The organism is Pseudomonas acericola (SeqCode), from assembly GCF_053456465.1.
The window spans coordinates 550,002-571,063 of the sequence record NZ_JBRFJB010000004.1; the positions used below are offsets into that span (position 1 = coordinate 550,002).

General features: G+C 58.6%; 20 protein-coding genes and 1 pseudogene. 11 read left to right on the top strand and 10 right to left on the bottom strand.

The genetic code is table 11. The annotated features are described in order from the left end of the window. Positions 1–14 precede the first annotated feature (14 nt). Positions 15–1,010 carry an ArsR/SmtB family transcription factor gene (locus ACU688_RS18790; protein ID WP_448185904.1) on the bottom strand — a complete coding sequence of 332 codons (996 nt, stop codon included), beginning with the start codon at positions 1,008–1,010 and terminating at the stop codon, positions 15–17. 260 nt (positions 1,011–1,270) lie between these two features. Between ACU688_RS18790 and tkt the strand changes: the two genes are divergently transcribed. From tkt to fba, 6 genes are all read left to right on the top strand, one after another. Then, positions 1,271–3,268 (top strand): transketolase, encoded by a 1,998-nt coding sequence (gene tkt, locus ACU688_RS18795; RefSeq protein ID WP_124527237.1) that lies wholly within the window; start codon positions 1,271–1,273, stop codon positions 3,266–3,268. Positions 3,269–3,431: 163 nt separating this feature from the next. Further along, on the top strand, positions 3,432–4,487 hold the full coding sequence (gene epd, locus ACU688_RS18800; RefSeq protein WP_448185905.1) for an erythrose-4-phosphate dehydrogenase: 1,056 nt from the start codon (positions 3,432–3,434) through the stop codon (positions 4,485–4,487). 17 nt (positions 4,488–4,504) lie between these two features. Then, entirely contained in the window at positions 4,505–5,668 is a 1,164-nt protein-coding gene (locus ACU688_RS18805; RefSeq protein WP_448185906.1) for a phosphoglycerate kinase, read from the top strand. 29 nt (positions 5,669–5,697) lie between these two features. Beyond that, the gene (locus ACU688_RS18810; protein WP_124527234.1) at positions 5,698–5,925 is read left to right on the top strand and encodes a hypothetical protein; all 228 of its coding nucleotides are present in this window, start codon (positions 5,698–5,700) and stop codon (positions 5,923–5,925) included. Between the two features lie 47 nt (positions 5,926–5,972). Further along, positions 5,973–6,308: an MliC family protein gene (locus ACU688_RS18815; RefSeq protein ID WP_448185907.1), complete on the top strand. Its 336-nt coding sequence runs from the start codon at positions 5,973–5,975 to the stop codon at positions 6,306–6,308. Between the two features lie 303 nt (positions 6,309–6,611). Continuing rightward, a complete protein-coding gene (gene fba, locus ACU688_RS18820; RefSeq protein ID WP_099585785.1) occupies positions 6,612–7,676 on the top strand; it encodes a class II fructose-bisphosphate aldolase in 1,065 nt (354 codons plus the stop codon). A gap of 201 nt (positions 7,677–7,877) precedes the next feature. Here the strand turns inward: fba and ACU688_RS18825 are convergent, their stop codons facing one another. From ACU688_RS18825 to ACU688_RS18845, 5 genes and pseudogenes are all read right to left on the bottom strand, one after another. Beyond that, entirely contained in the window at positions 7,878–8,228 is a 351-nt protein-coding gene (locus ACU688_RS18825) for a hypothetical protein (RefSeq protein ID WP_448185908.1), read from the bottom strand. Positions 8,229–8,463: 235 nt separating this feature from the next. Beyond that, positions 8,464–8,892: a hypothetical protein gene (locus tag ACU688_RS18830; protein ID WP_448185909.1), complete on the bottom strand. Its 429-nt coding sequence runs from the start codon at positions 8,890–8,892 to the stop codon at positions 8,464–8,466. Between the two features lie 427 nt (positions 8,893–9,319). Next, complete coding sequence (locus ACU688_RS18835) at positions 9,320–9,613, bottom strand: fructose-bisphosphate aldolase (RefSeq protein WP_448185910.1); 294 nt, start codon at positions 9,611–9,613, stop codon at positions 9,320–9,322. 492 nt (positions 9,614–10,105) lie between these two features. Then, positions 10,106–10,234, bottom strand: a pseudogene (locus ACU688_RS18840) (polysaccharide lyase family 7 protein); the annotation flags it as partial. A gap of 121 nt (positions 10,235–10,355) precedes the next feature. Continuing rightward, positions 10,356–10,802 carry a hypothetical protein gene (locus ACU688_RS18845; protein ID WP_448185911.1) on the bottom strand — a complete coding sequence of 149 codons (447 nt, stop codon included), beginning with the start codon at positions 10,800–10,802 and terminating at the stop codon, positions 10,356–10,358. A gap of 302 nt (positions 10,803–11,104) precedes the next feature. Between ACU688_RS18845 and ACU688_RS18850 the strand changes: the two genes are divergently transcribed. Continuing rightward, positions 11,105–11,578 (top strand): hypothetical protein, encoded by a 474-nt coding sequence (locus tag ACU688_RS18850; RefSeq protein WP_448185912.1) that lies wholly within the window; start codon positions 11,105–11,107, stop codon positions 11,576–11,578. Positions 11,579–11,809: 231 nt separating this feature from the next. Here ACU688_RS18850 and ACU688_RS18855 read toward each other — a convergent pair whose 3' ends face one another. Next, a complete protein-coding gene (locus ACU688_RS18855) occupies positions 11,810–12,475 on the bottom strand; it encodes a polysaccharide lyase family 7 protein (RefSeq protein WP_448185913.1) in 666 nt (221 codons plus the stop codon). A gap of 310 nt (positions 12,476–12,785) precedes the next feature. Between ACU688_RS18855 and ACU688_RS18860 the strand changes: the two genes are divergently transcribed. Genes ACU688_RS18860 through ACU688_RS18870 form a run of 3 tightly spaced genes read left to right on the top strand, consistent with a single transcriptional unit; the run spans position 12,786 to position 15,750 of the window. Next, positions 12,786–14,891, top strand: coding sequence for a putative bifunctional diguanylate cyclase/phosphodiesterase (locus ACU688_RS18860; RefSeq protein WP_448185914.1), 2,106 nt, complete (start codon positions 12,786–12,788; stop codon positions 14,889–14,891). A 42-nt stretch (positions 14,892–14,933) separates the two neighbouring features. Beyond that, on the top strand, positions 14,934–15,434 hold the full coding sequence (locus tag ACU688_RS18865) for a M48 metallopeptidase family protein (protein WP_017735682.1): 501 nt from the start codon (positions 14,934–14,936) through the stop codon (positions 15,432–15,434). A gap of 19 nt (positions 15,435–15,453) precedes the next feature. Continuing rightward, positions 15,454–15,750, top strand: coding sequence for a winged helix-turn-helix domain-containing protein (locus ACU688_RS18870; protein ID WP_257783891.1), 297 nt, complete (start codon positions 15,454–15,456; stop codon positions 15,748–15,750). A gap of 115 nt (positions 15,751–15,865) precedes the next feature. On the opposite strand, the gene ACU688_RS18875 is transcribed toward ACU688_RS18870, so the two are convergent. Continuing rightward, positions 15,866–16,318 carry a GNAT family N-acetyltransferase gene (locus tag ACU688_RS18875; protein ID WP_448185915.1) on the bottom strand — a complete coding sequence of 151 codons (453 nt, stop codon included), beginning with the start codon at positions 16,316–16,318 and terminating at the stop codon, positions 15,866–15,868. 177 nt (positions 16,319–16,495) lie between these two features. Between ACU688_RS18875 and ACU688_RS18880 the strand changes: the two genes are divergently transcribed. Next, entirely contained in the window at positions 16,496–17,233 is a 738-nt protein-coding gene (locus ACU688_RS18880; protein ID WP_448185916.1) for a substrate-binding periplasmic protein, read from the top strand. 104 nt (positions 17,234–17,337) lie between these two features. On the opposite strand, the gene yccS is transcribed toward ACU688_RS18880, so the two are convergent. Continuing rightward, complete coding sequence (yccS, locus tag ACU688_RS18885) at positions 17,338–19,521, bottom strand: YccS family putative transporter (protein WP_448185917.1); 2,184 nt, start codon at positions 19,519–19,521, stop codon at positions 17,338–17,340. Between the two features lie 206 nt (positions 19,522–19,727). After that, the gene (locus ACU688_RS18890) at positions 19,728–20,906 is read right to left on the bottom strand and encodes a BaiN/RdsA family NAD(P)/FAD-dependent oxidoreductase (RefSeq protein WP_448185918.1); all 1,179 of its coding nucleotides are present in this window, start codon (positions 20,904–20,906) and stop codon (positions 19,728–19,730) included. Between the last annotated feature and the right edge of the window lie 156 nt (positions 20,907–21,062).

Consider the following 21,062-nt stretch of genomic DNA (forward strand, 5'->3'; position numbering starts at 1 on the left):
TGTTTTCCTGATATTTACCGATGGTGAGTGTCGCCAGCCGGTCGCTGAAAATGGCGGACCTGGATCTGGAAACCATTACGTAAACCTACATAGAGGCTTTCCCCGGGAACGAGTCCCGCAGCGGTGGCCCAACGGGCCAGATCGTCCTGTTCAAAACCCAACCAGAGATCACCGCAGGCCTCCCTGGCCCAATTCTGGTTGTGGCTGCATAAATCCGTAACCAGCAGGCTACCGCCGGGGTGCAGCAGCCCGGCCATTTGCTTGAGGGCGTCGGCGGGGGCGGCGAAATGGTGCAAGACCATGTTCAGCACCACGCAGTCGGCCTTGATCGATACGCTATTGAGCGCATCCGCCAGTTGCAGCGTGACATTGCCCAACGCTTCGCGCTCGCACAGCTGGCGCGCCAGTTCGAGCATTGCCGGGCTGTTGTCCAGCGCGGTGACTTGCTGGAAGCGTCGCGCCAGCTCCGGCAAAAAGCCGCCATCGCCAGGGCCGACTTCCAGCGCCGTGGCCTCATCACTGAAGCTCAGCTTGTCCAGTAGCGCCAGTACGCTTTCGCGGTATTGGGCCAGGCCGGCGATCAGATCCTGCTGAGCGCGAAACTTCTCGGCGACCCGTGAGAAAAAGTCCTGGCTGGCCGCCGCGCGTTGCCCGTGGACCTGGCCGATGCGGGCTTGCACATCGCCGGGAAGGTCCAGGCCGTCCACTTCGTCGAGCAGGGCAGCGTGCAGCTTGCCGCCCAGCAGTTCGGTGTGGGGCAGGGCGCGACGGTAGAAAATCGCATTGCCCTCGCGGCGGGTGGCCACCAGGTCGGCCTGGGCCAGCACCTTCAAGTGGTGGCTCATGCCCGACTGGCCGATGGCGAAGATCTGCGCCAATTCCAGTACGCCAAACGAGTCGTTTGCCAGTGCGCGCAGCACGTTCAGACGCAACGGGTCGCCAGCGGCCTTGCACAAGGCAGCCAGTTCATCGCCGTCGTCGGGACGCAGGGAGGGCACGGGTAGATTCATAATGGCCAGCAGTCTAGAGACGGGGGGTAATCCTCGCAAGGCCAATATCAAAAAGTTTTGATATTGATCGATAAGTGGCGGTTATAAGCGACCGCGATAACCTTTAGACGAACGGGTGACCGGTTTCTGCAAGGGAATGGCGCCCCAAGCACAGGAAAAACCGCTCAAGTGACTATCTGTCATTGCCCGCAGGCGGTGGCTGAGGGAAAATGCCGGTCCTTTTTTCCGTTTCTTTTATACAAGCCCCCAGGAGATCAGCGATGCCCAGCCGTCGTGAGCGTGCCAACGCCATTCGTGCCCTCAGCATGGATGCCGTGCAAAAAGCCAACAGCGGCCATCCCGGTGCCCCGATGGGCATGGCGGATATCGCCGAGGTACTTTGGCGTGACTACCTGAAGCACAACCCGACCAATCCATCGTTCGCCGACCGTGACCGCTTCGTGCTGTCCAACGGCCATGGCTCGATGTTGATCTATTCGCTGCTGCACCTGACCGGCTACGACGTCACCATCGACGATCTGAAAAGCTTCCGCCAGCTGCACAGCCGCACCCCGGGTCACCCGGAATTCGGCTACACCCCAGGCGTCGAGACCACCACCGGTCCCCTGGGCCAAGGCCTGGCCAACGCCGTTGGTTTCGCGCTGGCAGAAAAAGTCCTGGGCGCGCAGTTCAACCGCCCTGGCCACGACATCGTCGACCACCACACCTATGTGTTCCTGGGTGATGGCTGCATGATGGAAGGCATTTCCCACGAAGTCGCTTCCCTGGCCGGTACCCTGGGCCTGGGCAAGCTGATTGCCTTCTACGATGACAACGGCATCTCCATCGACGGCGAAGTCGAAGGCTGGTTCACCGATGACACCCCGAAGCGTTTCGAAGCCTACAACTGGCAGGTGATCCGCAACGTCGACGGTCACGACCCGGAAGAGATCAAGACCGCCATCGACACCGCTCGCAAGAGCGCGCAGCCGACCCTGATCTGCTGCAAGACCACCATCGGTTTCGGTTCGCCGAACAAGCAAGGTAAAGAAGACTGCCACGGCGCCCCATTGGGTGACGCGGAAATCGCCCTGACCCGTGCTGCGCTGAAGTGGAACCACGGCCCGTTCGAAATCCCGGCTGATATCTACGCCGAATGGGACGCGAAAGAAAAAGGCCTGGCCACCGAAGCCGAGTGGGACCAGCGTTTTGCTGCCTACTCCGCCGAATTCCCTGAGTTGGCCAACGAACTGGTGCGCCGCCTTGCCGGTGACCTGCCTGCCGACTTCTCGGAAAAAGCCTCGGCCTACATCGCCGAAGTCGCGGCCAAGGGCGAGACCATCGCCAGCCGTAAAGCCAGCCAGAACACCCTGAACGCCTTTGGCCCGTTGCTGCCTGAGATCCTCGGCGGTTCGGCTGACCTGGCCGGTTCCAACCTGACCCTGTGGAAAGGCTGCAAAGGCGTATCGGCTGAAGACGCCAGCGGCAACTACATGTACTACGGCGTACGTGAGTTCGGCATGAGCGCCATCATGAACGGCGTGTCCCTGCACGGCGGCCTGGTGCCTTACGGCGCGACGTTCCTGATGTTCATGGAATACGCGCGCAACGCCGTGCGTATGGCTGCGCTGATGAAGAAGCGCGTGATCCATGTCTACACCCACGACTCCATCGGCCTGGGCGAAGACGGCCCGACGCACCAGCCGGTCGAGCAACTGACCAGCCTGCGTACCACGCCGAACCTGGACACCTGGCGCCCAGCCGACGCGGTGGAATCCGCCGTGGCCTGGAAGCACGCCATCGAGCGTAAGGACGGCCCTTCGGCGCTGATCTTCTCCCGTCAGAACCTGCAACACCAGGTGCGTACCGACGCGCAGATCGCCGACATCGCCCGTGGCGGTTATGTGCTGAAAGACTGCGCTGGCGAGCCGGAGCTGATCCTGATCTCCACCGGTTCCGAAGTGGGCCTGACCGTTCAGGCGTACGACAAGCTGACCGAGCAAGGCCGCAAGGTTCGCGTGGTGTCGATCCCGTGCACCAGCGTGTTCGACGCCCAGGACGCCGGCTACAAGCAATCGGTTCTGCCGTTGCAGGTCAGCGCGCGTATCGCCATCGAAGCGGCTCACGCCGACTACTGGTACAAGTACGTGGGCCTGGAAGGCCGCGTGATCGGCATGACCACCTACGGTGAGTCGGCGCCGGCGCCAGCGTTGTTCGAAGAGTTCGGCTTCACCCTGGACAACATCCTGGGTCAGGCTGAAGAGCTGCTGGAAGACTAAGTCAGTCTGCGTTGTCTGGACTGGCGCTATCGCGGGCAAGCCCGCTCCCACAGTGGATCGGGTTCACACAGTTGGAATTGTGAACCCATTCAAGTGTGGGAGCGGGCTTGCCCGCGATGGCGTCAGTACACGCAACACCGAACTAACCTTGATCGAGAACCCCATGCCTCAACCGCGTCCCTACAAAGTTGCACTCAACGGCTACGGCCGCATTGGTCGTTGCGTCTTGCGTGCTCTGTTCGAGCGAGGGGCGGCAGCCGGGTTTGAAATTGTCGCGATCAATGATTTGGCCGACATGGCCAGCATCGAATACCTGACACGCTTTGACTCCACCCACGGCCGCTTCCCCGGCGAAGTGCGGGTCGAGGGCGATTGTCTGCATATTAATGGCAACTGCGTGCAGGTCCTGCGCAGTGCCACCCCCGAAGGCATCGACTGGAAAGCACTGGGCGTGGACCTGGTGCTGGAATGTTCCGGTGTCTATCACACCCGTGCCGATGGCCAGCGTTTTCTCGACGCCGGCGCGCCGCGTGTGCTGTTTTCCCAGCCGATGGCCAGCGAGGCAGATGTCGACGCCACCATCGTCTACGGCATCAATCAGGATTGCCTGACCGGCGCCGAGCTGCTGGTGTCCAACGCGTCCTGCACCACCAATTGCAGCGTGCCGCTGTTGCGCCTGCTGGATCAGGCGATCGGCCTGGACTACGTGTCGATCACCACGATTCACTCGGCGATGAACGACCAGCCGGTGATCGACGCCTACCACCACGAAGACCTGCGCCGCACGCGCTCGGCGTTCCAGTCGGTGATTCCGGTGTCCACCGGCCTGGCGCGTGGCATCGAGCGACTGCTGCCGGAACTTGCCGGGCGAATCCAGGCCAAAGCCGTACGGGTGCCGACGGTGAACGTGTCTTGCCTGGACATCACCATGCAGACCGTCAGCGACACCGATGCCGTGGAGGTCAACCGGATCCTGCGCGCCGCCGCCACCAGCGGCCCGCTCAAAGGCCTTTTGGCCTACACCGAGTTGCCCCACGCCAGTTGTGATTTCAACCATGACCCGCATTCGGCGATTGTCGATGCCAGCCAGACCCGCGTTTCCGGCCCACGGCTGGTGAACATCCTGGCCTGGTTCGACAACGAATGGGGTTTTGCCAACCGCATGCTGGATGTTGCGGAACATTATCTGCACATCGCCTCTAAACAACCTCAACAGTAATTCAGGAACTGCGACCCATGACCGTGTTGAAGATGACCGACCTCGATCTGCAAGGTAAGCGCGTACTGATCCGCGAAGACCTCAACGTCCCAGTCAAGGACGGTGTTGTCACCAGCGATGCGCGAATCCTGGCCTCGCTGCCGACCATCAAGCTGGCCCTGGAAAAAGGTGCGGCCGTGATGGTCTGCTCCCACTTGGGTCGTCCGACCGAAGGTGAGTTCTCCGCCGAAAACAGCCTCAAGCCTGTAGCCGATTACCTCAGCAAAGCCCTGGGCCGCGATGTGCCGCTGGTGGCTGACTACCTGGCTGGCGTATCCGTTGCGGCCGGCGACATCGTGCTGTTCGAAAACGTGCGCTTCAACAAAGGCGAGAAAAAGAACAGCGACGAACTGGCCCAGCAATACGCGGCGCTGTGCGACGTGTTTGTGATGGACGCGTTCGGCACCGCGCACCGCGCCGAGGGTTCGACCCACGGCGTGGCCAAGTTTGCCAAGGTCGCGGCTGCTGGCCCGTTGCTGGCCGCTGAACTGGATGCACTGGGCAAGGCCCTGGGCGCGCCGGCACAACCGATGGCCGCCATCGTTGCCGGTTCCAAAGTCTCCACCAAGCTGGACGTGCTCAACAGCCTGAGCCAGATCTGCAACCAACTGATCGTTGGCGGCGGCATTGCCAACACCTTCCTGGCCGCCGCCGGTCACCCGGTGGGCAAGTCCCTGTACGAGCCGGACCTGCTGGACACCGCCCGCGCCATCGCCGCTAAAGTCAGCGTGCCATTGCCGGTCGACGTGGTCGTCGCCAAGGAATTCGCCGAAAGCGCCGCCGCCACCGTCAAGCTGATCGCTGACGTGGCCGACGACGACATGATCCTGGACATCGGCCCGCAAACCGCGGCCAACTTCGCCGAACTGCTGAAAGCCTCCCAGACCATCCTGTGGAACGGTCCGGTCGGCGTGTTCGAGTTCGACCAGTTCGGCAACGGCACCAAAGTGCTGGCCAAGGCCATTGCTGAAAGCTCGGCGTTCTCGATTGCCGGTGGCGGCGATACCCTGGCGGCCATCGATAAATATGGCGTTGCTGAGCAGATCTCCTACATTTCTACCGGTGGCGGCGCGTTCCTCGAATTCGTCGAAGGCAAAGTGCTGCCGGCCGTTGAAGTGCTGGAAACCCGGGCCAAAGGCTAAAGCGGGTGATGCGGAAAAGGAGCCTTCCCATGATCAAGTCGTTGGCACTGGTGATTGCAGCGGGCCTGTTGGCCGGCTGCGGCAGCACGCCAAATGCGGCGCCCGAGGCCGGAACGCCTGGGGTGCAGGCGAAAAAAAGCTGCTACCAGGCTGACTGGCAAGCCGAGACCATGCCGGTGATCAACAAGCGCATCGGCAACGAGCGGCTAGAGAAATATGACGCCGCGCCCAACGGTCAGGAACAGGGTTGTCCTTGACGGGTCTGATCAACTGGCGGCCGACGGTCGCCTCACGAGGATTGGCAATGAAAGGCGTTTTCGCCCTCGCAGCCCTGGCCCTGTTGGCCGGCTGCAGCAGCATGAACATGTTCAACGGCAAGGCAGAAACTGCCGACAAGTGGACCACCTGGACCTGCGACAGCAAGGCCGAGGTCAACTGGCGCTTTGCCAATGCGGCTAAATCCGAGGTGGATGTTCGCCTCGGCGGTTCCGACCAGGTTTACCGCCTGAAACAAGACGTGGCCGCCTCGGGTGTGCTGTACGCCAACGACCAATTGGCGTTTCACACAAAAGGTGAGGAAGGCCTGGTTTACTGGGTGGCCACCGACGATTTGATTGGCCGTGGCTGCAAGGCCCAGTAGTGAGATCACTGAAGATTAAATGTGGGAGCTGGTTTGCTGTGGCGAGGGAGCTTGCTCCCGCTGGAGTGCGAAGCGCTCCCAAGATCTTGGGGCCGCTACGCAGCCCAGCGGGAGCAAGCTCCCTCGCCACAGCAAACCAGCTCCCACATTGACCCCGTTTCAAATTGAGATGGGTTGAATCCAATCAGCAATAACGATTCAGCAAGCCAGGCATGCAAACCCTGGCCTGCAATAACTTGAATAGCAGCCGCCGCTACGGCAGGCTTGCACGATTAACGACCCTCGACCGGGAGAGACAACACAATGGCACTTATCAGCATGCGTCAAATGCTGGACCACGCAGCCGAGTTCGGCTACGGCGTCCCAGCCTTTAACGTCAACAACCTTGAGCAGATGCGCGCCATCATGGAAGCCGCTGACAAGACTGACTCCCCCGTGATCGTCCAGGCTTCGGCCGGTGCCCGCAAATACGCCGGCGCCCCGTTCCTGCGTCACCTGATCCTCGCGGCCATCGAAGAATTCCCGCACATCCCGGTGTGCATGCACCAGGACCACGGCACCAGCCCTGACGTGTGCCAGCGCTCCATCCAACTGGGCTTCAGCTCGGTGATGATGGACGGCTCCCTCGGCGAAGACGGCAAGACCCCGACCGACTACGAGTACAACGTACGCGTCACCCAACAAACCGTCGCCCTGGCCCACGCCTGCGGCGTATCGGTTGAAGGCGAGCTGGGCTGCCTGGGTTCCCTGGAAACCGGCATGGCCGGCGAAGAAGACGGCATCGGCGCCGAAGGCGTGCTGGATCACAGCCAAATGCTGACCGACCCGGAAGAAGCCGCCGACTTCGTCAAGAAGACCCAAGTTGACGCCCTGGCCATCGCCATCGGCACCAGCCACGGCGCCTACAAGTTCACCAAGCCACCTACCGGCGACGTGCTGGCCATCGACCGCATCAAGGAAATCCACAAGCGCATCCCCAACACCCACCTGGTGATGCACGGTTCTTCCTCGGTACCGCAAGAATGGCTGGCGATCATCAACCAGTACGGCGGCGACATCAAAGAAACCTACGGCGTACCGGTTGAAGAAATCGTCGAAGGCATCAAGCACGGCGTGCGCAAGGTCAACATCGACACCGACCTGCGTTTGGCGTCCACCGGCGCGATGCGTCGCCTGATGGCTACTAATCCGAGCGAGTTTGACCCGCGTAAGTTCTTTGGTGCGACGGTGACGGCGATGCGGGATGTGTGTATTGCGCGTTATGAGGCGTTTGGTACTGCCGGTAATGCTTCGAAGATCAAGCCGGTTTCGTTGGAAGCGATGTATCAGCGGTATTTGAAAGGTGAGTTGAACGCTAAGGTGAATTGAGCCTCAGTGTTTGAAAAGAAGCCCGCAGATATGCGGGCTTTTTATTTCAGTTAGCTCAGGGAAAATGCTCAAGGGAAATTATCGCATGTTGGGTTGATCGAATGAGTCATATTTGATGTTCCCTCTCTGGCATACGCAACAGCACAGTTCAATTGAAGAGTAAGTGCCGCCATCGCCTGCTGTCGGCTGTGTGCATTAAGGTTATTTGCCGGCGGCAATAGAGGATTTCACGCTCGCTAGTAATACCCCATCGCCAACGGGTAGATTTACAACAGCCTTGGCGCTTACACCGCCAATGGGTCTCAGAAACTTGTCGATCACTGCTTGCGGGATCGCTCGCTTGGGACTGATCATCTGAGCGGATCTTATTGGTTCTTCAAGTGTGACGCCCTCTATGTCGTCGAATTCAAACGCTTCTATGTTGCTATCAATGGATACCATCAGGGCATTCATGCCAAAGTCGTAGCCACAAAAGATAGCTTGTGTTTCTTGCTTGTCTTTCATTTGTAAGCGTAGGTGGTCGCCTTCTTCCAAAAATATTATCGCGTCCATTGTGGAATCCTCTTTAATGTATGAGGTTTAATTATTGCTCGAAATGGAGTGCATGGAACCTGTCAAAATTGACAGTTGATTATTTTTTTTTGCAATTTAAATTTCTGTCTTTATATTTTTCTGAGTTGGTTTTTAGCTGCTGCGTTTGGCGCATTGATATTGACTAGTTCTCGTGCCGAGCGAACGATGCATATTTCTATTTTTTGTTTGATATTTAATCCCTCCACACGCCCTCTCATGTCACTGCATAACGTTGCGAAAATGAGATGCTACGAGTCGCGCCGGTCGCATCAGTTTCTATAAACGAGACGTCATATGTGGCGGGTGGAATTGGGGTGGCTGTTAAATCAAACTCTGTCTTGTATATTCCGTTGGCGAATTCCATGATATGGAATAATATTTGATCGGTGATTGTTTTTTTCGGTAGAAATATCGTTTGGTTGGTGACAATATTTCTAAATCTGTACTGGATGTCGTCATTCACTCTGATGCAACGGGGGAAATATGAACTGGCCTCGATCCAGTTTCCTCCAGTTATCTTTATGCTTGGCCTTTGAGCGACTATGGCGACGCCGACATATGGGGTTTTGTATGGCAGAAAAAGAGAAACAGAGGGCGTTGTAGGGAAGGGGATGATTGGAGTTGTCGGGGTTATGGTATTCATGATTCATCTCTTCTTGAGTTTTTTTGATCGGGCCATCGCTGGAGTTAGTTAGTGTAATAGGGGTTTGCATCAGAGGGGCCTGTGAGTTCTAACAGGTATTTAGATTGGATCGGGATAAGTTTCGGCGTAGTTGTATTGGTTGCGTAATAATGAAGTTGGTGTGAGCGAGGTTGGGGGTCGTGTCAGTCAAGCCAGTGAATAGATCTGTCGCTTTGATGGGGGCTCGGCTGTGGTGTTGCTATAAGAAGGCACGTGCGTATTTCGAATTGGTATTGAAGCTTTTAAAAGCTTATAGTTAAGTGCGCGTCACCCGGCAAGTCGATCTCGTTGGAAGCGATGTATCAGCGGTATTTGAAAGGTGAATTGAGCCTTAGGTGTTTGAACAGGAGCCCGCAGCGATGCGGGCTTCTTTTCGCATTGGGTTTGATCAGGCTGCGTTAGGCGTATCAAAACCCCGATGTTCAATTACGCGAAACACATCACTGACGTCCTGCACCAGAATGCGCGCCGTGTTCGTCACATTGTTCAGATCACGCTCGGCGAAATCCGGCAGGCTGGTGCAGGCCATCAGGTTGAGGTGTTCGAGGGCGGCGTTGAGGCGTTCGCGCAGGCAGGCGTGGAGGTCCGGCAGTGGGGCGTCTCTGTCGATCAGTAGCACGGGGTTGTCGGTAGCGTTTTCGGTGCAGGGGTAGAAGCGGCGGGGTGGACACTGTTGCGTCATGGCAAATACTCCTCGTATCTAGAAGGACTACCGCCGTTCGCTGCGAAACGAATGGGTGGTAGCTGTGTGCGGGTTCGCAGACCGAGGATACGAGGAACCCGGCAGATCCGAAGATCTCCCACACACAGCCACCATAAAACAGACGACGGGCGCCGAAGCGCTCATCGTTGTATTCATGATGCTTGGTTACACACGTATCGTTAGGGCTGCGAAACCCTATCGCCATTCAATGCCGGCGACGGGGCGAACTATAAGCGTGGCCCTGATTCACCGCAACGACCCTGTAGGACACAGAACCCTTGTGGGAGCCGGGCTTGCCCGCGATGGCGGTGGGCCAGTCACCGAAAATGTTGCCTGATACACCGCCATCGCGGGCAAGCCCGGCTCCCACAGGGATTATTGGCGTGTTCAAAAAGGTGATTGATCTCTGGCTCGTTAGGACAAGGCCTACACGATACTGAGCGATGGTCAGTCGTGATCAATAACCAACTTGGCACACACACTGAGCAACCCGGCCTTGTTGAGGTTGATCACGCAGGTGAAGCTTTCCTCCAGTGGCGCATTGGACGCCACCATAATCACACGTTCTTCACCATCATGTGGCCGCATGCGTACTTTAACGTGCATGGGGGCGGATCTTTTTATTCCTCAATAGAGTAGGTGTGCAAAACAGCTGTGATTAAATTGGCTAATACGCATCAGGCAATTCAACAAATAGATCTGTCCCTTTTGCTTTTGTGTTTCATATCAATGTGCCGTTGAGCGGCAAGGATGACACTACCCAAGTATTCGCTTTGTTTTTCTGTATGTAATAAATCTTATAAGTGCCGCTGGCAAGGTCGTCAGGAAACACAATCCCTCTCCAAATAGCGATTCCTGTTGAAGGGGTGAAGCAGCCCGTGAAGTAACTCGCGTTCAAGGTGATAGTCATCAGGTCACGGGCGATGGGTGGGGTGTTGCCTATCCCTTTAACCGAAATTATCAGCTGGTCGTCTGATCTCGTGTTTCGATGAAGTATGTACGTAAAATCGAAATAATCTAAATAGTTAACGGTGCTGGTAAACCTCAGCTGAGGTGCGCCGCCGACGTTGATGGTATTGACAGGCGCACCGTTTATAGACGTTAAGGTGATAGGCGTAGCTGTGCTCAGGGGCGTCTGTGGGCTTGAGGGTGTAAAGGATCTGGCCATCGGTTTACGCCTTTTTAGGGTTTGTATTCATGCCATGTATAGCTTGATTGCCTTGTAAGCCCGAAGCTACTGTCAATGTTGCCAGGTGTTTATAATATTTTGCTTGAGAAGGCATGAGGAATGTTTATATGGAATGAGCGTAAGTAAACCATTGCCCCAGCTTTTCCTCCGTCAGTGAAGCTGTATAAGTGAAAGCGAATGGGTCTTAGCTTATTTAATAAGCTTGGTATAAGAAATGGCATTAGTATTTCTAATTGATATTGATGCCTGTTAATTCTGACAATGGAGCCGGCTGGGCATAAATGCCAGGCTGGATGCTCAATCAATCGTATGAGGATTTTGATATGGAAATAAGGCTTGGGCCTGGCGATGTTACATGTCTACTGCTCGATAGCGGTGAGGGGATTGCTGGAACAATAGAGGCTACAGAAGCAGGCAGCGTGATTATCAAAGCCGGACCTGGTGCTCATGAAGTAGAGGCGGTTGCGAGGACGAGCATAGTCCGTGCAATTCTTTATGAGGATTCTTTTGAGAGCGCTCTCAGTAAATTAGAATTTGGTATGATCGACTTTAACAGTCTTATAGATGAGAGGGACCCTGATATTCTCTTAGCACTCCACGCACCCCCAGCACTTCCAGTATCCTCAGGGAAGGTTCCTCCAGCATGGAGCGAGATTCTGGAGGTATGGATGCATAAAAGCGGTGGCGTTTGCACGTGTGGGTGTTTGGGAGGAGAGATAAGTAAATCAGAGACCTCTGTAATTAGTCCGCACTAACATTGTGTGTGTTGTACTCCTCCTAATACAGATAAGCGAAACCCACTTATTGCGGGTTTCGCTAAAGGTAAAGATTAAAAACTGTCTGGCGTAGAGACCAGTCACCGAAGATGTTGCCTGATACACCGCCATCGCGGGCAAGCCCGGCTCCCACAGGGATCATTGGCGTGTTCAAAAAGGTGATTGATCGCTGGCTCGTCAGGACAAGGCCTACACGATAGTGAGCAATGCTCAGTCGTGATCAATATCCAGCTTGGCAAACGTCACCCTTGCGCCTTCCTTGCTGTTGCCGCTGTTGTCCTGCACATACACCCCCGCCTTGAAATACAGCGGCTTGGCGCCCCAAGCAGCACCAATGCGCTCATTCCATTGCCCATCAGCGGCATACACACTGAGCAGCCCGGCTTTATTCAAATTAATGACATAGGTAAAGCTTTTCTCCAACGGCACATTGGACGCCACCGTTATCACCCGCCCTTCACCATCATCCGGCCGCATCCTCACCTTGGCGACGATATTGCCGGTCTGGGTTTTCTCCTTGAATTGATATTCCAACTTGATCAGCGGTTTCTGGCTGTCATAGGCATGAATCTGCCCGATCACGACTTTGCCGGAGGACGGCACCTGGTTGACCTCCAACGTGGCCCGCAGGAAGTTGTTCGCGTCCGGGTAGGTCCAGTTGCGCAATCGCCCGTCGGCGTATGTCTCACGCAGTTCGCTGCGTGGGTAAATGGCGTTTTCCGTGCGGGTGCCGGTGACGGGGGTCCAGAATTGCACGTTGCTGCCTTCTGCCTGGAAGTATTGATCCTTGAAGCCGCTGAGCAGCTTTGGGGTGTCGATGGTGGCGGGGGGCGAGCCGACCGGGATGCTGAGGTTCCAGGTGGAAAGATCGATCATGGTGTAGGCCTTTTACAGAAGGTGAAGGCTTTGGCCCGTGGGCCAGACGGGTTCTTTATAGGCGGTGCTCCTACGGTTGTTAAACATTTTCTGACGATTTATTGGCGCCAAAGGAATGCCAAAAAGCCATGTTTCCCATGATCCGTGGCCTGTAGGGGTTGACCGTTAGTCGGCTTCCTGAGCTTTGAGTCAATGATGGCACCCACGTCACTTCTGCTTTGTAGGAACCGGGTCTAGAGTGAGCCCTCAGGGTTTGTCCGGGTTTTCTCTCAAAAATGACCGGAATGGCTCCTTAAGGAAGAGACGTAGCATGGATTGCGCTCCACACAACGGCGATGGCAGTTCGGTTCTTCTGGTGGTCGATGACTACCCGGAAAACCTCATCAGCATGCGTGCGCTTTTGCAGCGTGAGGACTGGCGGGTAATGACCGCCGCGTCTGGGCTGGAAGCGTTGGAATTGTTGCTGGCCCACGAAGTCGACCTGGTTTTGCTTGATGTACGTATGCCCGGCATGGACGGGTTTGAAGTGGCGCGGCTGATGCGCGGCAGCCAACGCACACGCATGACGCCGATTATCTTCCTCACCGCTCACGCCCAATCGCCCGCCGCCGTGCTGGAAGGCTATGCCAGTGGTGCGATCGACTACCTGTTCAAGCCCTTCGATCCGCATATCCTCAAGCCCAAGGTCCAGGCATTGCTGGAGCACCAGCGCAACCGCCGGGCCTTGCAGCGCTTGAGCCATGACCTGGAGTCGGCCCGCGCCTTCAATGCGTCGGTGCTGGACAACGCCGCCGAGGGCATCCTGGTGGTGGGCGAGGGCAGCGTGATCCAGTACGCCAATCCGGCGATTTCGCGGCTGCTGAATGCGACGATGGCCGAGTTGCAGGGTGAGAGTTTCTTGAGTTTCCTGCAAAAACCCCATGTGCCCGCCTGGCTGAGCTTTCCGATGTACGAGGCGTATTGCAACGGCGAGACCTGGCGCCAGCACGACGCGATTTTGCGCACCAGTCGCGGCCAGCAAGTGCCGGTGGCCTTGTCCAGCGCGCCGTTGCCCAGTGAGCAGAAGGCCATGGTGGTGACGGTGCTGGACATGTCCGAAGTGCGCCATCTGCACCAGCAACTGGAGTTCCAGGCGGTCACCGACCCGTTGACCGGCTTGCTCAACCGGCGCGGCTTCCACCAGGCCGTGGAGAGCACCTTGCTGCGCAGCGAGCGTAACGACCACGCGCTGGTGTTGCTGTACCTGGACCTCGACGGTTTTAAACGGGTCAACGACTCGTTGGGGCATGACGCCGGGGACCGGGTGCTGCGCTGGGTGTCGGAGCAAATGCAGGCGTGCCTGCGTTCCGGTGACATCCTGGGGCGCATGGGGGGGGATGAATTCACCGCGTTGCTGGAGCTGGAGTTCGCCGAACAAGCGGCGAAGATTGCGGAAAAATTGATCGAACGCGTGTCGATCTGCCAACAGATCGAGGGCCTGGATGTGATGCTCGGGGTGAGTATCGGCATCGCCACCTTCCCTGATTGCGGCGCGGACTTGAGCGGCCTGCTGCGGGCAGCGGACATCGCCATGTACGAAGCCAAGCGCGCCGGGCGTCAGCAATATCGTTATTACGACCAGGAAATGAACGGCCGCGCCCGCTCACGCCTGATGCTCGAAGACAGTGTGCGCACGGCCATCGAGAACAAGGACTTCACCTTGGTGTATCAGCCCCAGGTCTCGGTCGAGGATGGGCGCTTGCGTGGCGTCGAAGCGTTGTTGCGCTGGCAGCACCCCAGCGTCGGCGATGTGCCGCCGGGGCTGTTTTTGCCGCTGTTGGAAGAGGCGCGGTTGATCAGCCAGTTGAGCGCCTGGATCTACCTGCAAGTCGCGGCCCAGCGCCAGGCGTGGCAATCGGTCTTCGATCCTGAACTGGTGCTGAGCGTGAGCCTGAGCAGCAACCAGTTCAATATGCCCAACCTCGCGGCGCAGCTGCAGCAGGTGCTGGAGCGACATGGTTTGCAGGGGCGCCAGTTGGAGGTGGAGATTGGCGAGGACAGCTTGACCAGCAACCTGGAAGAGTCCGCCAAGCAGCTCAAGCTGCTGCGCCAGGTCGGGGTGCGCATCGCCCTGGATGACTTCGGCATGGGCCACTGTTCCCTGGCCCATCTGCGTGACCTGGATTTCGATACCCTCAAGCTCGACCCGCAGTTGGTCTCGCGCCTGCCGGGTTCGCCGCGGGATGCGGCGATGGCGCGCAGCATCATCGAGCTGTGCGGGCATTTTGATGTGCTGGTGGTCGCCGAAGGCGTGGCCACCCAGGCCCAAGCCGAGTGGCTCAAGGCCAATGGTTGCCCGTTTATCCAGGGCCCGTGGGTGGCGCAGCCGTTGATGGCGCAAGAGATCGTGGCCTGGACGCCCCCTCGCCTGGGCTGAATTCGCTACACTGGCGGCCATTTGAACCCTGTTGCAGACCCCATGACCGCGCTGAAATACCTCCAGGCCTATCCCGCCGCTCTCCAGGAGCAAGTGCGCCAATTGATCGCCAAAGACCAGTTGGGCGCCTACCTGGAGCAGCGTTACCCCGAGCGGCACGCCGTGCAAAGTGACAAGGCCCTGTACGCCTACGCGTTGGCCTTGAAGCAGGAACACCTGCGCAACGCGCCGGCCATCGACAAAGTGCTGTTCGATAACCGCCTCGACCTGACCCACCGCGCCCTCGGCCTGCACACCACGATTTCACGGGTGCAGGGCGGCAACCTCAAATCGAAGAAAGAGATCCGCATTGCCGCGCTGTTCAAGGACGCCGCGCCGGAGTTCCTGCGCATGATCGTGGTCCACGAACTGGCGCACTTCAAGGAATCGGACCACAACAAGGCATTCTATAAACTCTGCGACTACATGATGCCGGGCTACCATCAGGTGGAATTCGACCTGCGGGTGTACCTCACGTATCGCGACCTGCAAGGCAAACCCTGAGCGCACAAGGCGATTGACCATGGATGTGAGCAAGACCAAGAGCAGCTTCTACCGCCGCCTGTATGTGGCGTACCTGATCGACAGCGGCCTGGCCAGCAACGTGCCGGCGCTGACCGACGTGACGGGCATGCCCCGGCGCACAGCGCAGGACACGATTGCGGCGTTGGCGGACTTGGACATCGTGTGTGAATTCGAGCAGGAAGATGGCGCGCGCAACCATGCGGGGCAGTATCGGATTCGCAGCTGGGGGGCGATTGATCGGGGGTGGATTGAGGGGAATCTGGCTTCGGTGAAGCAGGTGTTGGGGTATCCCTGAAGGTCGGTGGCGAATCGTCTGACGCCTTCGCGAGCAAGCCCGCTCCCACATTCGACCGCATTCCAACTGATGTACGCGGTTAAATGTGGGAGCGGGCTTGCTCGCGAAGAGGCCCTCAAGAGCGCCGCATACCTATATGTGGAATGTCATCCTCCAGATATTCCTCCCCCGCCACCACAAACCCATACCGCCCGTAATACCCCTGCAAATGCGCCTGGGCCGAGAGAAAAATCGGCGTCTCGGGCCAGATATCTGCAATCCGCTTGAGCGTCTCTTCCATCATCAGATGCCCCAGCCCGGTACCCCGCGCCTCGGGCGCTACGATCACCCGACCAATCACCACGTCACCGCCCTGGGACTCCGGGTCCAGCAGGCGCAGGTAGGCCACCAACTGGTCATCCTGCCAGGCCATCAGGTGGTGGGTGTCGCCGTCCAGGTCCTGCCCGTCGATGTCTTGGTAGACGCACTTTTGCTCAACGACGAACACCTCGCCGCGCAGGCGCAGGATGGCGTACAGCTGCTCCTTGCCCAGGTCAGTGTGATGTTTGCAGACCCAATCGACTGTCATGGCGAAATCTCTTATCAGTAGGTGTTCTGGATAGTAAGCGCGGCAGCCGTTTGTGTCTAAATTCGCTATTTTTTGTGAGTGAAATCAATTTGCCATCATTGAGTGCATTCGCCGCCCGTTTCTTTGTGTAATCTTGAGCTACTGTTAGAACCTCTGGGCCCGCCAAGGACGTTGAGCATGCCGCGATTGTTTCGTGCCGTTGCTTTGATTGGAGTGTTGTTGCTGGCCCAGCCGGCGTTTGCCCAGCGTTTACGTTTGGTGGCGGATGCCTGGCCACCCTTTACCGATGCCACCTTGATCAATGGCGGCCTGGCCACCGACATCGTCAGCACCGCCCTGGCCCGTGCGGGTTATGCCAGCGATTTCGAACAGGTGCCCTGGGCCCGGGCGCTGATGGGCGTGGGCGACGGGCGTTATGACGTGCTGATCAACGCTTGGTACGACGATGCCCGCACGCACCTTGGGCAGTTTTCCGGCGAATACCTGCTCAACCGCGTGCGCTTTATCAAGCGCCGCGAAGATCCCATCGAATTCAAAGACCTGGCGCAGCTGCACGACTACCCGATTGCGGTGGTGCGTGGGTATGCCTATTCGGCGGCGTTCGACGGTGATACGCAGCTACAGAAGGTGCCTGTGCACAACTTCTCCATGGCCGTGCGCATGCTCGCGGCGCAGCGGGTGCGGCTGACGGTGGAGGATGAATATGTGGCACGGTATTACCTGTCCCGTGAATCGCCCAAGGTGCGCAATGCGGTGGAGTTTTTGCCTACGCCGTTGAGTGAAAACAGCCTGCATATTCTGGTGAGCCTGAAGAACCCTGAGCATGCGCAGATCGTGGCGGGGTTTGATCGGGAGATTGCGCGGATGAAGGATGATGGCAGTTATGCGCGGTTGATGAAGGCGCATGGGATGTAGTGTCTGGAAGGGCCTCTTCGCGAGCAAGCCCGCTCCCACAGTTGACCGCGTACATCATTTGGAATGCGGTCGAATGTGGGAGCGGGCTTGCTCGCGAAAGCGATTTAAGCCTCGCCAGTCTCTTTGATCAGATGCGCCGCCAAGGTCCGCAACGGCCCCAACTGCCGACAAATCAACGCCAACTGCGTCTGCACCAACCTTTGCCCCTCGTCGATCTCATCCGGCATCTGCTCAAGATCCGCCGCCAACGCTTCCTCGGCATCACTCTGAATCGCAATCGGCTGCTTGTTCGCCAGCCCGGTAGCGATTTCATCGATGCTCGCCGCCAACGTATTCCCCGCGCCATCGATCAAATGCTCACGCACCTCGGCCGGCAACTGGGTTTCGCGGTGGGCGCCGAGCCCCGACAGGTAGCTGAGCAACGTGTGCGACAACACCAGGAAGCGGAAGCCCACATCGGCTTCCTTACGGAAGTGCCCCGGTTCCATCAGCATGTTTGCCAGGGTCGTGGACAGCGCCGCATCGGCGTTGTGCGCGTTGCGCCGTGCCAGGCGGTAAGCGAGGTCGTCGCTTTTGCCGGCGGCGTATTGCTGCATGATCTGGCGCAGGTAGATGCTGTTGCAGGTCAGGGTGTTGGCCAGCACTTTGTTCAGGCGCCGGCCTTGCCAGTCCGGCAGGAACAGGAACACCGCCAGGCCGGCGATCAGGCTGCCGAGCAAGGTATCGAACAGGCGCGGCAGGAACAGCCCGTAGCCATCGCCGACCTGGTTGAAGCAGAACAGCACCATCAGGGTGATCGCCGCCGTGGCCAGGGTGTAGCGGGTGGTGCGGTTGATAAAGAACACCAGGCCGGCGGCGATGGCGAACATCGACTGCACCAAGGGGCTCGGGAACAGATCGAACAGCGCCCAGGCCACGGTGAGGCCGATGGCGGTGCCGATGATCCGCTGGCCGAGCTTGCGCCGCGTGGCGCCGTAGTTCGGCTGGCACACAAACAACGTGGTGAGGATGATCCAGTAGCCCTGGGACGCGTGGATCGCATGCAGCATGCCGTAGCCGACGGTCAACGCCAGGGACAGGCGCAGCGCATGCCGGAACAGCAGCGACGTCGGCGTCATCTGCGTGCGCAGGCGCGTCCACATTTCCTTGAGGTTGCGCGGGGCGCGGTCCAGCAGGTTGCTGTCGGAGGCCTCCGCCAGGCGGTCGGGGTTGCTTGCATCGCCCAGCAGGCGGTCCAGCGTGGACAGGTTGGCCGCCAACGCGCGCAGCGACCGCAGGAGCCCGCGCCACGCCGGGTTGCTCTGGATGCGCAAGTGTTCCAGGGACGCGTTCAGGTCGCCCAAGGCTTCGGCGAAGCTGTCGTCATAGATGAACGGCTGGCGCAGCTGGATCGACTCGGCCAGGGTCTGGCAAGCCTTGCCCTGCTGGCGCAGCAGGCGCTGGCAGCGGAACAGCACGTCGCTGTGGAAAAAGGCTTCGGCCAGGGCGTTGTAAGGGTAGTGCGACGAGCTGGCGCGCTCGTGGATGTCCTGGGCGAGGAAGTACAGCTTGAGGTAGCGGCTGACCTTCGAACCCGGTCGACCATTGCCGACGCGGTGCAGGATGATTTCCTTCGCGGCATTCAGTGCCGCCACAACCCGCCCATTTTGCTGGGCCAGTTCCAGGCGGCGCGCTTCCACATCCAGCTGGCGGATCGGTTCGAACAGCGACGATTTGAGCTTGAGGTAACGCCCCAGTTCGCGAAACAACCGCGCCAGGCTCTGCTGTACCGGCTGGTTGGAAAACAGCGCCTGCCACAGCACCGACAGCGCGCCATACCACGCGGCGCCGGCCACCAGCAGCAGCGGCTCATGCCAGAAATCCGAGACCGCGCCACCGCGCTGGTCCACGCCGATCATGGTGTACACCGAGAGGATCAACGTCGCCGAGGCAATCGCGCCATAGCGCTCGCCGAGGGCGCCGAGCATGGTCAGGCAGAAGGTGGCCAGGGCCAGGGAAATCGCGAAAATCCACGGGTAGGGAAACAGCAGCTCCACCGACAGCGCGGCAATGCTGAAACACACCAGCGTCACGGCCAGGGCATTGAGACGGCCTTGCCAACTGTCATCGGTCTCGGCCAGGGCGCTGGCGATAATCCCCAGGAACAGCGGGATCAGCAGCGTCATTTCATCCTGATACCAGCACAGCGCCATGCTGCCGGTGAGGGCGATGAATACCCGGATGCTGTAGCTGAATTTATCCAGCGCCCAGAGACGGCGCAGGGACTGCTTGAACGAGGTCGATGACATGAAGGCTGGAGTCTTCCGGGACGATGCCGTTAAGTTGGCGCATCAGTGACGCCACGGCAAGGGTCGCGATCACATCTGCTGGCAAATTATTCCAGCAACACCACAAAACAATGTGGGAGCTGGCTTGCCTGCGATAGCGGCGGCGAATTCACCACCGCTATCGCAGGCAAGCCAGCTCCCACAATTTGACCGAGTACAGTCTTTGGTCAGGCGTATTGCGCGGCGGCGTAGCCTGAGGCCCAGGCCCACTGGAAGTTGAAGCCGCCCAGGTGGCCGGTCACATCCAACACTTCGCCAATAAAGTACAAGCCAGGGCTTTTCAGCGATTCCATGGTCTTGGACGACACTTCCCGCGTATCCACCCCGCCCAGCGTCACTTCAGCCGTGCGATAACCTTCGGTGCCCGCTGGCACCAGCTGCCAGCTGCCAAGCTTCTGCGCGATGTCGGCAATCTCCGCATGGGTGTACTGCTTCATCGGCTTGGACTCAAACCAGGTTTCCGCCAGCAAGTTGGCCATCTTCTTGGTGAAGATCTCCCCCAGCAGGGTTTTCAGCTCGCTGTTCGGGCGCTCGGCCTGTTGCTGTTGCAGCCACTCGTGGGCGTCGTGGTCGGGCAGCAGGTTGATCTCCACCGTGTCGCCGGACTCCCAGTACGAAGAAATCTGCAGGATCGCCGGCCCGCTCAAACCCCGGTGGGTAAACAGGATGTTCTCGCGAAAGCTCTGGTCGTTGCAGCTCACCAGGCAATCCACCGAAGTGCCGCTCAACTCGCCACACAAATCCTTGAGTTGATCGGTGATGGTGAACGGCACAAGACCTGCGCGGGTTGGCAGCAGTTCGTGGCCGAACTGCTTGGCCACTTGGTAACCAAAACCGGTGGCGCCCAGTGTCGGAATCGACAGGCCGCCGGTGGCGATTACCAGGGATTCGCAGCGCAGTTCACCCAAGGTGGTCTGCAACTGGTAGCCGCCATCGACTTTGGCGATCTCCTCAATCGAGGTGTCCAGGTGCATGCTCACGCCGACCTGAATGCACTCGTCCAGCAGCATGCCGAGGATGTCGCTGGATTTGTTATCGCAGAACAACTGGCCGAGTTTCTTCTCGTGGTACGGCACGCCGTGCTTGGCCACCAGCCCGATGAAATCCCACTGGGTATAACGCGCCAGGGCGGATTTGCAGAAGTGCGCGTTGTGCGAGAGGAAGTTGGCAGGCTCCGTGTACATGTTGGTGAAATTGCAGCGGCCACCGCCGGACATCAGGATCTTTTTGCCGGCCTTGTTCGCGTGGTCGATCAACATCACCTTGCGCCCACGCCCGGCGGCGGTCAGTGCGCACATCAAGCCTGCGGCGCCGGCGCCAATGATCACAACTTCGGTCGAGCGCAAAACGGTGTCCTCATACAAATGCTGATTTGAAATACAGTCAAATGTGGGAGCGGGCTTGCTCGCGAATGCGGTGTGTCAGCCACTGGATAAGTTGACTGGTCCACCGCATTCGCGAGCAAGCCCGCTCCCACATTTTGATCTCTGTAGAGCTTGAGC

What these genes read in the sequence shown, in the direction of transcription:
- ACU688_RS18790 (WP_448185904.1), bottom strand. Translation starts at nt 1,010, where the DNA reads ATGAATCTACCCGTGCCCTCCCTGCGTCCCGACGACGGCGATGAACTG.
- tkt (WP_124527237.1), top strand. Translation starts at nt 1,271, where the DNA reads ATGCCCAGCCGTCGTGAGCGTGCCAACGCCATTCGTGCCCTCAGCATG.
- epd (WP_448185905.1), top strand. Translation starts at nt 3,432, where the DNA reads ATGCCTCAACCGCGTCCCTACAAAGTTGCACTCAACGGCTACGGCCGC.
- ACU688_RS18805 (WP_448185906.1), top strand. Translation starts at nt 4,505, where the DNA reads ATGACCGTGTTGAAGATGACCGACCTCGATCTGCAAGGTAAGCGCGTA.
- ACU688_RS18810 (WP_124527234.1), top strand. Translation starts at nt 5,698, where the DNA reads ATGATCAAGTCGTTGGCACTGGTGATTGCAGCGGGCCTGTTGGCCGGC.
- ACU688_RS18815 (WP_448185907.1), top strand. Translation starts at nt 5,973, where the DNA reads ATGAAAGGCGTTTTCGCCCTCGCAGCCCTGGCCCTGTTGGCCGGCTGC.
- fba (WP_099585785.1), top strand. Translation starts at nt 6,612, where the DNA reads ATGGCACTTATCAGCATGCGTCAAATGCTGGACCACGCAGCCGAGTTC.
- ACU688_RS18825 (WP_448185908.1), bottom strand. Translation starts at nt 8,228, where the DNA reads ATGGACGCGATAATATTTTTGGAAGAAGGCGACCACCTACGCTTACAA.
- ACU688_RS18830 (WP_448185909.1), bottom strand. Translation starts at nt 8,892, where the DNA reads ATGAATACCATAACCCCGACAACTCCAATCATCCCCTTCCCTACAACG.
- ACU688_RS18835 (WP_448185910.1), bottom strand. Translation starts at nt 9,613, where the DNA reads ATGACGCAACAGTGTCCACCCCGCCGCTTCTACCCCTGCACCGAAAAC.
- ACU688_RS18845 (WP_448185911.1), bottom strand. Translation starts at nt 10,802, where the DNA reads ATGGCCAGATCCTTTACACCCTCAAGCCCACAGACGCCCCTGAGCACA.
- ACU688_RS18850 (WP_448185912.1), top strand. Translation starts at nt 11,105, where the DNA reads ATGCCAGGCTGGATGCTCAATCAATCGTATGAGGATTTTGATATGGAA.
- ACU688_RS18855 (WP_448185913.1), bottom strand. Translation starts at nt 12,475, where the DNA reads ATGATCGATCTTTCCACCTGGAACCTCAGCATCCCGGTCGGCTCGCCC.
- ACU688_RS18860 (WP_448185914.1), top strand. Translation starts at nt 12,786, where the DNA reads ATGGATTGCGCTCCACACAACGGCGATGGCAGTTCGGTTCTTCTGGTG.
- ACU688_RS18865 (WP_017735682.1), top strand. Translation starts at nt 14,934, where the DNA reads ATGACCGCGCTGAAATACCTCCAGGCCTATCCCGCCGCTCTCCAGGAG.
- ACU688_RS18870 (WP_257783891.1), top strand. Translation starts at nt 15,454, where the DNA reads ATGGATGTGAGCAAGACCAAGAGCAGCTTCTACCGCCGCCTGTATGTG.
- ACU688_RS18875 (WP_448185915.1), bottom strand. Translation starts at nt 16,318, where the DNA reads ATGACAGTCGATTGGGTCTGCAAACATCACACTGACCTGGGCAAGGAG.
- ACU688_RS18880 (WP_448185916.1), top strand. Translation starts at nt 16,496, where the DNA reads ATGCCGCGATTGTTTCGTGCCGTTGCTTTGATTGGAGTGTTGTTGCTG.
- yccS (WP_448185917.1), bottom strand. Translation starts at nt 19,521, where the DNA reads ATGTCATCGACCTCGTTCAAGCAGTCCCTGCGCCGTCTCTGGGCGCTG.